Below are 11,714 nucleotides of genomic sequence, written 5' to 3' on the forward strand. Positions count from 1 at the left end.
CCTCCTTGTGATGATTTTTTCAGATAAGCTGTTTTATGTCATAGACTTTACCATTTATTAAATCTTCCTCATCTAATAATCCCAATAAAACCTCCGCAACAAAATCTGATGAACGAAGCATTCCATGGTCTTTATAATCTAAAAATTTTTCAATGGTTTCAAATTGGTCTTTTGTCTTGCTACGAATGGTCGTTTGCATACCTGTATCCATAATTCCTGGTGAAAAAGATATGATTGTTGTTGGGTGGCTCCCCTTTTGTTGCTCGAGACCCACAGTTTTTGTAAACATATCCAGACCCGCTTTAGTAGAGCAATAAGCGCTCCAGCCAGAATATGGGCTATTAGCTGCACCAGAAGAAATATTGACGACCACTTTTGTAACCGAGTGATCTTTCAAAAACTGTATAAATAAGTTGGTCAGAATCATCGGTGCTAGTAAATTGGTTTCTACGCTTACTTTTAGGTCAGTTGAGGCCATCATTCCAACTGTTGTAATGGGTTCAATAACCCCTGCATTGTTAATTAGAGTAATAGATTCAACATTTTCAATTTGCAACTCTTTCAATATTTCTCCAAATAAGGCTTCTAACTCTACTATGTCGGTTATATCTACTTGGTAATAAGATAAGTCTATGGAAGCTTTATCTGCTGCTTCAATTAGCGAAGAGTTCATAGACCTAGATAAGCAAAGCACTTTATTTCCATGTAAAAGTAGTTGTTTAACAATAGATTCTCCTAAACCTCTTGAAGCGCCTGTTACGATGTAGTAGTTCATAGAAATCTCCTTAAAATACCCTTTTAATCATTATACCGAATAATCTATCATCTTTTAGTAGTTTAAAATCTTTTTTTATCGATTCAATTCAACAAATATTGTCATATTTTATCATGTGATAGTGGTGAAACAATGAATAAAAGAAGCCCGAACCTTTTATTAATAGGTTCGGGCTTCTTTCTTATTTACGATTCACTCTCGTTCGATCTCCAGATATCTTCTTCCATTTGTCTCTTTCTACAATTTGGGCTCGTTTGTCGTTTTTGCGTTCTAAAAAGGCAAGTTCTCGTTGCAGCTTCACATAGCTTTGGTAACGTTTTTCGTCAAGAGAGCCGTCTTGAATGGCCTCCCTTACTGCACACCTTGGCTCAAATTCATGCTTACAGTCGCGGAAGTTACATTGTTCAGCCAGCTGTTCTACATCTGAAAAACTGTGACTCATTGAGCCCACCGCTTCCCAAAGCTGAAGCTCACGCATTCCGGGTGTATCAATAATCATTCCACCCTTAGGAAGCATCACTAGTTCTCTATGAGTGGTCGTATGTCGACCTTTTCCATCTTCATCTCGAATATCATGCACAAGCTGTTTTTCTTCACCTAGCATATAATTTGTTAATGTTGACTTTCCAGCACCCGAAGATCCCAGTAAGGCCACTGTTTGGCCTTCTTCAAGATAGACTTGCAGTTGATCAATTCCAGATAAATCCTTTGCACTCGTTACATGAACGGGAACTCCAAATGCCACACTTTCAACCAGCTCGATCTTTGAATCTATGTCATCACAAAGATCTGATTTGGTTAAGACCACTACTGGATTCGCCCCACTTTCCCATGTTAAAAGTAAATATCGTTCAAGTCTTCTAATATTAAAATCCTGATTTAACGCGTTTACTAAGAAAACGGTATTAACATTAGTTGCGATAATTTGCTCCTCTGTTGTATCTCCTTACAACCTTTCTGGAAAATTTACTGAATCTTGGCAGAATGCCATGAATAGTTGCTTTTCCCTCTTGGTATCTCGTGATACGAAAACCCAATCTCCTACCGCGGGGTAATCCTCGCGACCGTCTGCAACGTGTCTCATTTTCCCAGTAATTTCGGCCAATAAATCACCTTGTACTGTCAATACTCTATAGATTCTTTTATGCTCTAAAGTGACCCTTGCAGGTACCCATTCTATTTGGTTATTTAAATCAAATGCTTGTTGTAATTCTGTATTCCATCCTAATTGTGTTAAATTCAATGTGATTTCCTCCTACGGAACGTTAATGTTTTTACTAATGAAAAGAGGACCGTTTTCACGGTCCTCTAAAAAAAGACATAGAAAAACCATGAGCCTGGTTTCACAGCCCATGGTTTTATTTCCGTTCGTTCACGTAGTTAGAAATATGCCTATAAAGACACCTTGGGCTGTGCTATGAAATTAGCAACGTATACTCCAATTGACTTACTCATAAAACATCCCTCGCTTTCCAACTTTTAGTTAAGATGATTATAGTATATAATGTTTGAATTGTAAATACTCAATTGGGTTTTTTAAAAAAAGTTACCTTGTCCCGAATACTCTCTATTTAGGACACCCACCACCCATGTTTCAAGAATCCAACCAAAAAAAAGCACACCAAACGGTGTACTCTCCAACTTATTCCTTATTACCCTTCCAAACTTCAACTACATCCCCAGAATTATCGGTATCTACGACAAATGATCCATTACTGTATCGGTCATTAGAGCGCATGCTCGCTGGATCAAGTGTCTCTATCGCATTGTTTGCTGTTTGAATGAAAAGGAGATTCTTGTTGTCCACAACTGGAATGATTCTCACAATTCGATGTGGATTTGCTTTAAGCTCACGAAGCATCATTACTCCGCGTTTTGCTCTTGAAGATTTTTCGAATTCGGATAGTGTCATTTTTTTAGCAGCACCACGCTGTGTCACTAACACTAGATTCACAGAACGGTCTGGTATGATCACCGAGCCAGATACTACAAAGTCACCGTCTTTTAGGTTAATTCCTTTTACACCAGCAGATCTTGCACCGGTTGGGTTTACTTCTTCTTCACTAAACCTCAGGGCATAGCCTAGACTTGTGGAAATAAAGAGATCCTGCGTGCCATCTGAAATATGGATATCGATCACTTGGTCATTATCCTTTAGGTTAATGGCCACTAATGGCTTCGAATAGCGCTGAGCCTTGTACTGGTGCAGCTCTGTTTTCTTTACCATTCCATTCTTTGTGGTAAAAAGTAGATATTGTGGTGATTCGAAATCCTTGATTGGCAGTGCTTCAATTATTTGTTCATCTTTTTCAATAGGAACAATATTCATGACATGTTGGCCTAGATCTTTCCAACGGATATCTGGAAGTTCATGAACAGGGAGATATAAATAATTTCCTTTGTTTGTAAATAGAAGCAGTGTATCTGTTGTATTGATATCAAGTTGCTTCATGACTCGGTCTGTATCCTTCATTCCAAAGTCTTGACCATTTGATGCTGCGTATGAACGTTGACTTGTTCGTTTCACATAACCATCCATTGTTACAGTCACAATGACTTCTTCTGATGGAACCATGACTTCAAGATTAATCTTGATCTCTTCAATTTCACCTTCGATACTTGAACGTCGAACATCTCCATACGTTTTTCGTACTCGTTTTAAATCCATTTTTATGACAGATGCCAATTTTGCATCACTATTGATAATTTGAGATAACTCCGCAATTTTAGCTGCTAAATCTTCTGTTTCCTGCTGCAAAGCGGTTATGTCTGTATTGGTTAAGCGATATAACTGTAAGGAAACTATGGCTTCCGATTGTGGCTCTGTAAATTGATAAGCTTTAATTAAATTTTCTTTAGCATCTTTTTTATCTTTTGACGCTCGGATCGTAGCAATGACTTCATCCAGAATGGATAGAGCTTTCATTAGTCCTTCAACAACGTGATGTCTTTCTTTTGCTTTTGCTAATTCATAATTGGAACGGTTTGTAATCACTTCTTTTTGATGCGCAATGTAAGCATCTAATAAAGCAGGTAAGCTCATTAATCTTGGGCGACGATTTGCAATGGCGACCATATTGTAGTTGTACGGAACTTGTAGGTCTGTGTTTTTGTAAAGGTAATTTAATACACCCTTTGCATCTGCATCCTTTTTAAGTTCAATGACAATGCGCATGCCGGTACGATCCGTTTCATCACGGACTTCAGATATACTTTCAAGCTTCTTATCGAGACGTAGTTCATCCATTTTCTTAACAAGATTCGATTTGTTAACCTCAAATGGAATTTCTGTAATAACGATTTGCTGGCGTCCGCCCTTCATTTCTTCAATGGAGGCTTTACTTCGGATTATAATTTTCCCTTTTCCTGTCTCAAATGCTTTTTTAATTCCATCGACACCTTGGATAATACCACCGGTTGGAAAATCAGGTCCTTTCATGACCGTCATTAGGTCATCAACAGTAGACCCAGGCTTGTCCATACGCATTATAACTGCATCTATAACCTCAGGTAAATGATGAGGAGGAATCTCCGTTGCATACCCAGCAGATATCCCAGTAGACCCATTTACTAGAAGGTTTGGATACATCGCTGGCAAAACTGTTGGCTCTTCGCTAGTATCATCAAAGTTCGGAATAAATTCAACCGTCTTTTTTTCGATATCACGTAACAATTCAGTTGCCATTGCTGAAAGACGAGCTTCGGTATAACGCATTGCAGCAGGTGGATCTCCGTCTACGCTACCATTGTTACCGTGCATCTGTACTAGGTAATTTCTCATTTTCCAATTCTGACTCATACGCACCATTGCATCGTAAACAGACGTATCACCATGTGGATGGAAATTACCAATTACATTACCAACCGTTTTTGCTGATTTTCGGTAGCCTTTATCTGATGTGTTTCCTTCTGCATGCATGGCATATAAGATCCGTCGTTGAACCGGTTTTAAGCCATCGCGAGCATCTGGTAGTGCACGTTCTTGAATAATATATTTACTATAGCGACCAAATCGATCACCAATTACATCTTCTAGTGGTAATTCTCTAAATAATTCTTGTGTCATCTATTAAACCTCCTCAGTGACCGAAAGATGTTCATTTTCAAGTAGATTTGTGTCATCGTCCATTCCAAAATCTACATTCGACTCGATCCATTGTCTACGAGGTTCGACCTTATCGCCCATTAGCGTTGTCACGCGACGCTCTGCTCTTGCAACATCATCAATTCTCACTCGAATTAGTGTCCTTGTCTCTGGATCCATCGTTGTATCCCATAGCTGATCTGCATTCATCTCACCTAGACCCTTATAGCGTTGAATCATATATCCTTTGCCAATTTTCTTCATGGCCGTTTTTAAATCATCTTCAGACCATGCATACTCAATTTTTTCATTCTTTCCAATACCTTTACTCACTTTATACAGAGGTGGTAGGGCAATAAACACTTTTCCTGCTTCAATGAGTGGCTTCATATAGCGATAAAAGAACGTTAATAGGAGTACTTGGATGTGGGCACCATCCGTATCAGCATCTGTCATAATGACAATTTTGTCATAATTAATGTCTTCTACAGAAAAATCCGGTCCAACTCCGCCCCCAATTGCATGGATGATCGTGTTGATTTCTTCGTTTTTAAAAATATCAGCTAGCTTCGCTTTTTCTGTATTAATAACCTTACCACGTAATGGAAGGATGGCTTGGAATCTGCGATCACGTCCTTGTTTTGCGGACCCGCCTGCAGAATCACCCTCTACTAGATACAATTCGTTCTTTTGTGGGTTACGTGATTGAGCAGGTGTTAGCTTGCCACTGAGAACAGCGTCGGAACGTTTACGCTTCTTCCCGCTTCTTGCATCTTCTCTTGCTTTTCGGGCAGCTTCACGTGCTTGAAAGGCCTTAATGGATTTCTTTATCAAAATTGAACTAATATCGGGATTTTCTTCTAAGAAGTACAGCAATTTTTCAGACACAACCGAATCAACAGCCGATCTTGCTTCACTTGTTCCTAATTTCCCTTTAGTTTGTCCCTCGAATTGAAGGATTCCTTCCGGTATTCTGACTGATATGATTGCCGCTAATCCTTCCCGGATATCGGAACCTTCTAGGTTTTTCTCTTTTTCCTTCAGAAGGCTAACTTTACGGGCATACTCATTAAACACACGTGTCATAGCCGCTTTAGCTCCAGCTTCGTGTGTTCCGCCATCTTTTGTACGGACATTGTTTACAAAGGATAAGACATTCTCAGAGTATGCATCGTTAAATTGAAACGCAAAGTCCACTTCAATTTCGTTCGAGACGCCTTCCATTGAAACTACTTTATGAAGGGTCTCTTTTTGCTCATTCAAGTATTCAACAAATGCTTCAATTCCATTTTCATAATAATACACATCGTGTTGATCGCTTCGCTCATCAATTAATTCTATTTTTAAGCCTTTCAACAAAAAGGCAGATTCTCTTAGTCGTTCACTCAATGTGTCAAAAGAATAGACCGTTGTACTGAAAATTGTCGGGTCTGGTTTGAAGTGAATAGATGTTCCTGACTGTTTGGCCGTTCCAATTTTCTCAAGTGTTGTAGCTGGTTTTCCACCGTTTTCAAAACGTTGTCTATAGGTAAAACCATCACGCTTGATCTCGACAACTAGCCATTCTGAAAGTGCATTTACCACAGATGCTCCAACTCCGTGGAGTCCGCCACTTGTTTTATAGCCACCTTGTCCAAACTTTCCACCTGCATGAAGAATAGTAAAAATAACTTCAGGTGTCGGTTTTCCAAGTTTATGCATCCCAGTGGGCATCCCTCGCCCTTTATCCAAGACAGAAATACTGTTATCTCGATGTATTTTTACGATGATCGATTCACCGAATCCTGCAAGTGCCTCATCCACAGAGTTATCTAAAATTTCAAACACTAGGTGATGAAGTCCTCGTTGATCTGTGCTACCAATGTACATCCCAGGTCTCTTTCGAACAGCTTCTAAACCCTCTAGTACTTGTATTGCATCATCGTTATAGTCAAATGGTTGTTGTTGCCTTGCCAAAGAGTTCGTCCCCTTTCATTAGTGAAGAAAAACCTAGCTTGTGCTAAGTCTAACGTGGAAAAACGAAATCCCCATGTGTTTTCTATATAGATCCTATTTAACAAACATGGTCCGTTCTTTACCATCTATCCCATTCATACGCGTTATACTAAAACGCATGTCTATGCCCTATTGTACTTGTTGTTTAGCATTTGGCAAACACCTTTTTTTAAATAAGATGAAAAAAACCCTTGATATGCCAAGGATTTTTTTACAAGAAAATTATTTTGTTAAGGCGTGTTCTACCTTTATACAACGGTTCATAATAACTGTATGACCCTTTTCTGATACTAATTGATAGGCCACTTCGTCTTCAACACCTAACTGAGACCACAATACATCGGCATTAATTTCCAAAAATTCTTTCGCAACATCTTGTAAAAATTCAGAACGCCTAAATACGTTAACTATATCAACATGTCCTTCAATTTCTTTTAAAGAAGCAACTGCCTTAACGCCTAGTACTTCCGTTACATGGGGGTTTACGGGTATAATCTCATAGCCAACATTTTGCATGGCCTCACTAACCATATAGGAAGTCCGTTCATGGTTATCAGACAAGCCCACAACAGCAATTCGTCTACTCTTTTTAAGTATTTCTCTAATTTCATCACGGCTTGGATTTACGATGGTCAATGAACTTCACTCCTTTGGCTTTTTTTTAGATTATGCCTTGTTTGATAGGTGTGTTCAAGGATTATGATTCTCCATTGTGTTGTTTTCATAGTTTGAGCTTTCCACTCATACATTATGTCTTGGAAGGAATTGAGAATTTTTATGTTGAGTTTTTATAAGGTCGTCCATATACTTATGAAGAAATAGTTAACAGTAGAGGAGATATTGCATGAAATTTTTTATCAAAAATTTTGTTAACGGATTGTTAACCATTGTTCCAATCATTCTTGTGATTTATATCGTTGTAAAAGTCTTTAATTTTTTAGACGGACTCCTTGGTAATACTTTGAAGCCCTATATGGTGGAAAGCTACATACCAGGTATTGGGATTATCGTAACACTTTTATTAATCTTCCTTTTGGGTTGGCTTTCCACTAAATTTTTGGCAAGAAAAGTCTTTGAACTTGTCGATAGGGTGCTTGAGAGAATTCCTTTAGTTAAAACGTTATATTCTGTCATTAAAGATACGTTTCAATCCTTCTTAGGTGAAAAAAAGTCCTTTTCAAAGGTCGCCTTAGTTACAATGCCGAATACTTCCATGAAGGTAATTGGATTCGTTACATCTGAGGAAGTCGAGTCGTTTTCATCCTCACTCAAGGATCATGTTGCTGTTTATATCCCTCAAACCTTTCAAGTTGCAGGATTTACGTTCCTTTTTCCAAAAGAAGACATTCAGATTTTAGATGTACCACCAGAGGATGCGATGAAATTTATGCTATCCGGTGGGGTCACTTCTTCTAAATCAAAAGAGCCAGGGTCTTCGTAGACCCTTGGCTCTTTTTTCCACATCTAGTTATCAACGTTAATTCGCTTCTTTTTGTTCAGTTTCCTGTTGAAAGAGAAAGTTGACTTTTTTCCCATCATCACTCAGCTGCAACTTTGCATCAAAGGATTTGTCACCCTTTTTAAATCCCTTTATCAAATCGGTTTGGCCTGTCGTCAGTAATTTCTTAGCTTGGGTTTCTGATACTTTTTTTCCAAGTATTAGTTTTGACAACGTAAAAGTGCAGTTTGAGCTTGTATAATTTGAACAGCCATAAAATTGTCCTTTATCAATAACAGAACCATCACAAAGCTTGCATTGACCTATTGATTTTCCAACAGGAGCCCTCGAATTGGCTCTTTGAATCGAAGAAGTATTCAACCCCTCGAAATCCCAACTAGCCGAAGTCTCTAACGCATCTTCAATGATTTTCTCGGATAACTTCTTTGTTTGTTCCATAAAAACAGAGGCTGAAGCCTTACCTTGTCCAATCAAAGATAGTCGTTGCTCCCATTTAGCCGTCATTTCTGGTGATGCAAGAATTTTATCGCCAATTGCACGGATGAGAACCTTCCCTTTATCCGTTGCAAAAACTTGATTCTTCAACACATCGATATACTTTCTATCCTGTAGCATGGTGATAATTCCTGCTCTTGTTGCTTCTGTACCTAATCCCTCTGCTTTCATGAGCACTTTTTCAAGTTCACTATCCTCAAGATGTTTACCCGCCGTTTTCATGAGTGTAATAAGCTGCCCTTCTGTATATCTCTTTGGAGGCTGTGTCTTCCCTTCTTTAACTTTAGCAGAGGTAACGACACCTTCTTCATCTTGTTTAACTAAAGGAAGAATGGTCTCTTTTTCTTGATCGTCTTGGAATATAACCTTTCTCCAGCCTTCTTGTATTTGCTGTTTTCCCTTTGAGACGAATTCAGCTCTTGCGTCTACTAACGTTGTGATGGTTGTGTAGTCATAAATGGCTTTTTCGTAATGAGCTGCGAGTAATTGGCGAACCACAAGATCGTACATTTTTTGTTCATCACCAGAAAGTCTTGCAGGATCAGTCACTTGTTCTGTTGGAATTATGGCATAGTGATCCGTTACTTTCTTTTCATTTACATATCGCTTATTGTTCTTAATAGATTGTATAGGTAATGGAAAAAAGTCTTTATACGCTTCAAATCCGCTGATTTTTTGCAGGATCTCAGGAAATGTATCCGCTTCTCCTTCCGTAACAAAGGAAGAATCTGATCTCGGGTAGGAAACAATTCCCTTTTGATAGAGCTGTTGAAGCACTTCTAAGGTCTTCTTTGGTGAGAATTTATACCGTTTATTCGCTGTTGCTTGCAAGGAGGATAAGTTAAACAAGAACGGGGGTTGGTACTCCTTACGCTCTGTTTGCATTTCCTTTATTCTCGCATTTTTCTCCTGGCAAAAATCAGCAATTTTGTTAGCTAGCTCTTCGGTTTGAATCCGTGTCTCCTGGTCCTTCTGCCATTTTCCTTCATATGACTTTCCATCCATATCAAAGTTTGCAAGTACCTCCCAAAATTTCTCAGAGGTGAATTTTTCAATTTCAAGCTCTCTTTTTACAATGAGTGCAAGAGTTGGTGTTTGAACTCGCCCGGCAGAGAAGACATCAGACATCCCTTTTTTCTGAAGTAAAATACTATATACTCGGGAGGCATTCATCCCCACAACCCAATCCGCACAAGCTCTTGTATAGGCTTCATAATATAGGTTTCTCGTCTCTGTCTCAGAGATGAGTTTTTCAAATCCTTCGTAAATGGATTTCTTAGTTAATGAGGAAATCCATAACCGTTTCATGGGCTTCTTAACACCCGATAGATTAACAATATTGCGGATAATCAATTCCCCTTCACGCCCAGCATCACCAGCATGGATAATTTCGGTCACTTCTTTATTAGCAAGTAAACTCTTTACAACTTGAAATTGCTTGAATTTGCTTGGCTCCACTTCATACTTGAATTTATCGGGAAGCATGGGTAGGTTTTGAATCGACCATTTCTTCCACTCTGGCTTGTATTTTTCAGGCGGTATGAGTTGGCATAAATGTCCGATTGCCCACGTCACATAGGCTCCTTTTGGAAAAAGTTCATTCGGGGTAATCTCAATATATCCTTGCTGTTTCTTTGATGTAAAAGGAGAAGCTAGTGTTTTTCCTTGGTCTGGTTTTTCAGCAATAATTACTTTCATCTGTTTCTCCTTGACTTGTTTATTTATCCTAGTTACTTTTTAAAAATCCCTAGGTAAATTGGATGTTTGTGCGATTTGTACTAGTTTACTAGTGTTGAAGTTTTTGAAAAATGAGGATCGTCTCTTGCTTCTGAGGATTTTTTCTTTCCATTCGTGTTCATGCTTGATTCTATCACTATTTTGAAAAAAATCGAATCCTGCTAGTAAACTAGTATACCATTTCAGAGGGACAGTTTGAAGATACAATGAACAAAACTCATCGCCCACAACCTTCATTACACAACTTAAAAGGAGTTGTAAGATACAACTCCTTCTCATGAAAGGATTATGGGTATTACAACTCAAACTCCCACTCGTCCCTAAGTATTAAAAACAGTATAAACAATGTATTCTCTACTTCCTCCATGCTCATTTCATCGATTTGTAATCCTGCTTTAGGAATAATAATCTCCCCGACCTGCCTAGTTAATAATAGTCTCTCTTCTATCGGCAATTGCAAACACCTTGTCGTATATGTTTTGACAAGGTTCCATTCCTTCATTCCTAAAGACTTTAAGGCCCACTCTTCAATGGATAAATCTTCTTTTGAAAGCTTACGATTCTTGATCTCTTTTTCAATGGCAGACTGTTTCTTCTTTCGTTTTTCTTTTCTTTCATGAACGACGATTGTTCCTGCTACAAGGTCACCAATTCGTTTATGCTTGGAATGAAAGAAGATCATAATCATACCAAGAAAATAACTGGCTGGTAAAGAATCTATAATTCGAAGTAGATTTCGAATAAAGCTTGATAGCAATGTTAAACTATGACCATTATCTTGAATAACCCTTAACCCCATCCACTTCTTACCAAGAGTCCTTCCTCCTGAAAAAAATTCAAAGGCAAAAAAATACCCCCAATTTAGTATAAATATCGCTATTATGGCAATAGCAACAGGAACCGATCCCATCTCTGCCCAAAACAGAATGAGAGATTGGGCATTTAAAGAGAAAATGAGACCAACTATAATTAAGACATTAATAACTAGTAGTAAAAGTGAGTCAATTATGAAGGCGGACGCTCTACTTCCCAGGCCTGCTGGCTGAAATTGTATGGACACAAATTCCGGTGTTTTTATATCCACTTGCTCTTGATTCATTTAATAACCTCACTTTTATGTCTAATATTTCCTATTACTGTTTCTATTTCACATAAATATTACTATAATA

Annotated in this window: 7 protein-coding genes and 1 pseudogene; 1 reads left to right on the plus strand and 7 read right to left on the minus strand. The window is 38.4% G+C overall.

Annotated elements, in window-relative coordinates:
• Positions 1-19 precede the first annotated feature (19 nt).
• From ACOI1C_RS00515 to ACOI1C_RS00535, 5 genes and pseudogenes are all read right to left on the minus strand, one after another.
• A complete protein-coding gene (locus ACOI1C_RS00515) occupies positions 20-775 on the minus strand; it encodes a (S)-benzoin forming benzil reductase (RefSeq protein ID WP_422506916.1) in 756 nt (251 codons plus the stop codon).
• Positions 776-956: 181 nt separating this feature from the next.
• Positions 957-2,018, minus strand: a pseudogene (gene rsgA / locus ACOI1C_RS00520) (ribosome small subunit-dependent GTPase A).
• A gap of 399 nt (positions 2,019-2,417) precedes the next feature.
• A complete protein-coding gene (gene parC, locus ACOI1C_RS00525) occupies positions 2,418-4,841 on the minus strand; it encodes a DNA topoisomerase IV subunit A (RefSeq protein ID WP_422506918.1) in 2,424 nt (807 codons plus the stop codon).
• Between the two features lie 3 nt (positions 4,842-4,844).
• A complete protein-coding gene (parE, locus tag ACOI1C_RS00530; RefSeq protein WP_422506920.1) occupies positions 4,845-6,815 on the minus strand; it encodes a DNA topoisomerase IV subunit B in 1,971 nt (656 codons plus the stop codon).
• A 261-nt stretch (positions 6,816-7,076) separates the two neighbouring features.
• On the minus strand, positions 7,077-7,490 hold the full coding sequence (locus tag ACOI1C_RS00535) for a CoA-binding protein (RefSeq protein WP_422506922.1): 414 nt from the start codon (positions 7,488-7,490) through the stop codon (positions 7,077-7,079).
• Between the two features lie 208 nt (positions 7,491-7,698).
• Here ACOI1C_RS00535 and ACOI1C_RS00540 point away from each other — a divergent pair, with 208 nt between their 5' ends.
• Complete coding sequence (locus ACOI1C_RS00540) at positions 7,699-8,295, plus strand: DUF502 domain-containing protein (protein ID WP_422506924.1); 597 nt, start codon at positions 7,699-7,701, stop codon at positions 8,293-8,295.
• Positions 8,296-8,331: 36 nt separating this feature from the next.
• Here the strand turns inward: ACOI1C_RS00540 and ACOI1C_RS00545 are convergent, their stop codons facing one another.
• Positions 8,332-10,506 (minus strand): DNA topoisomerase III, encoded by a 2,175-nt coding sequence (locus ACOI1C_RS00545; protein ID WP_422506926.1) that lies wholly within the window; start codon positions 10,504-10,506, stop codon positions 8,332-8,334.
• Between the two features lie 334 nt (positions 10,507-10,840).
• Complete coding sequence (locus tag ACOI1C_RS00550) at positions 10,841-11,644, minus strand: RDD family protein (protein ID WP_422506928.1); 804 nt, start codon at positions 11,642-11,644, stop codon at positions 10,841-10,843.
• Between the last annotated feature and the right edge of the window lie 70 nt (positions 11,645-11,714).

This window comes from Bacillus sp. DJP31, assembly GCF_049310945.1.
Lineage (GTDB): Bacteria > Bacillota > Bacilli > Bacillales > SA4 > Bacillus_BS.